1 pseudogene is annotated in these 2,204 nt (G+C 69.6%); it reads left to right on the top strand.

Going from position 1 to position 2,204, the window contains the following annotated elements:
* Positions 1-2,204 (top strand): annotated as a pseudogene (locus AB0B76_RS58855) (RHS repeat protein); the annotation flags it as partial.

Raw genomic sequence — 2,204 nt, 5'->3', positions numbered from 1 at the left:
GGCTACGCCAAGGTCGGCACCTCCGCGGGTGAGGCCCCGACCGCTCCCGGCAACCCGGACGAGCGGACGTACTCGGAGACGCTGTACTTCCGCGGGATGAACGGCGACCACCTGCCCTCGGGCACCCGCACCGTCAACGTGGTCGACTCGCAGGGCGGCAGCGTCCCCGACGACGACGCCTACTCCGGCATGATCCGCGAGTCCCGGACCCTCAACGGCGTCGGCGGCGCCGAGGTCTCGGGCGCGATAAACGACCCGTGGCAGTCGGCGGCGACCGCGACCCGCACCATCAACGGCGTCACCACGACCGCGAAGTACACCAACACCGCGGCCGTGCACAACCGCACCGCGCTCGACGACAACCGCGGCTTCCGCCGCTCGTCGAGCAAGAACACCTTCGACGCCATGGGCATGATCGTCGCCGCGACCGACTACGGCGACGACGCCGTCACCGGCGACGAGCAGTGCACGACCACGACCTACGAGCCCCGCAACACGTCGGTCTGGCTCATGTCGTCGCAGCAGCGCACCCAGACGTTCGCGCTCGACTGCGACCAGGTGGCGACCGGCCCGATCGCGGCCGCCGACGTCATCGGCGACAGCCGCCTGTACTACGACAACGCCACCACCTTCGGCGCCGCGCCGACCAAGGGCGATGTCACCAAGAGCGAGGGGCTGAGCGTCTGGAGCGCCACCAGCCCGACGTACTACCAGGTGGGCCGGACCACCTACGACGTCCTCGGCCGTCCCCTCGAGTCGTGGGATGCCATGGACTACCACTCGGCCACCGAGTACACGCCGCTGACGAGCGGGCCGGTCACCCAGACCGTCGACACGAACCCCCGCACCTGGAACACGACGACCACGTTCGAGCCGGCCTGGGGGCTGGCCACGGCCACCGTCGACCCGAACGGCCGGCGCACCGACCTGACCTACGACGGGCTCGGCCGGCTCACCGCGGTCTGGCTGCCCGGGCACGACAAGAACACCGCCCCGGCCGACACGCGGTACGACTACCTGATCCGCACCGACGGGGTCAACGCGGTCACCAGCCGGCAGCTCAACCCGAGCGGCGGCTACAACACGACGTACTCGCTCTACGACGGCCTGGTCCGCGAGCGGCAGACCCAGACCGCGTCGCCGTCCGGCGGCCGGCTGCTCACCGACTCGTTCTACGACACCGCCGGGCGTGCCGTGCGCAGCTTCGCGGCGTACCACGACGCCTCCGGCGACCCGGGTACGGCGCTCGTGGCGCCGGTCGACGAGGGCCTCACGATCCCGTCGCAGACCCGCCTCGAGTTCGACGGCGCGGGCCGGCAGACCGCGGAGATCTTCCAGCCGTACAACGTCGAGAAATGGCGCACGTCGACCTACTACGGCGGCGACTACACCGCGGTCACCCCGCCGCTGGGCGGCACCGGCTCGCTCACCGTCACCGACGAGGACGGGCGCACCACCGAACTGCGCCAGTTCGCCACGCGGGTCCCGGACCACCTCAGCACGAACCCCAGCAGCTACGACAAGACGTCGTACACGTACAACCGCCGCGGCCTGCTGGCCAAGGTGGTGGACCCGGCCGGGTACGAGTGGACCTACGACTACGACCAGCGCGGGCGCAACACGTCGACGAAGGACCCGGACAGCGGTACCACGACCAAGGAGTACGACAACGCCGGGCGCCCGACGAAGACGACCGACGCCCGCGGCAAGGTCCTGATCACCGCGTACGACAACCTCAATCGCCGGACCGGCCTGTACCAGACCTCGATCACGGCGGCCAACCAGCTCGCGGGCTGGACGTACGACACGACGAAGTTCGAGGACAACGTCACCAACGCGAAGGGCAACCTGACCGCGTCGATCCGCTACGTCAGCGGCCAGCAGTACAAGTCGACGGTCGTGCAGTACAACGACCAGAACCAGCCCACCATCGCCACCATCACCATCCCGGCGTCGGAGACCGGTCTGGCCGGCGACTACACCTACTACACCGGCTACAACCCCGACGGCTCGGTCAACAGCACCGGCTCCCCGGCGGTCGGTGACCTGCAGTCCGAGACGACCGTGACCGGGTACAACGCGCTGGGGATGACCGACAACCTCAGCACGTTCTACGGCGCCGACCAGCGCCGGTGGCTGGTCGAGCGCACGTCGTTCAACGCCCTGGCCCAGCCGACTCAGTACTCGCTCTTCAACGGCACGAC

The sequence above is a fragment of the Dactylosporangium sp. NPDC049140 genome (genome assembly GCF_040648435.1).
This window is presented reverse-complemented; position numbering and strand designations above follow the sequence as displayed.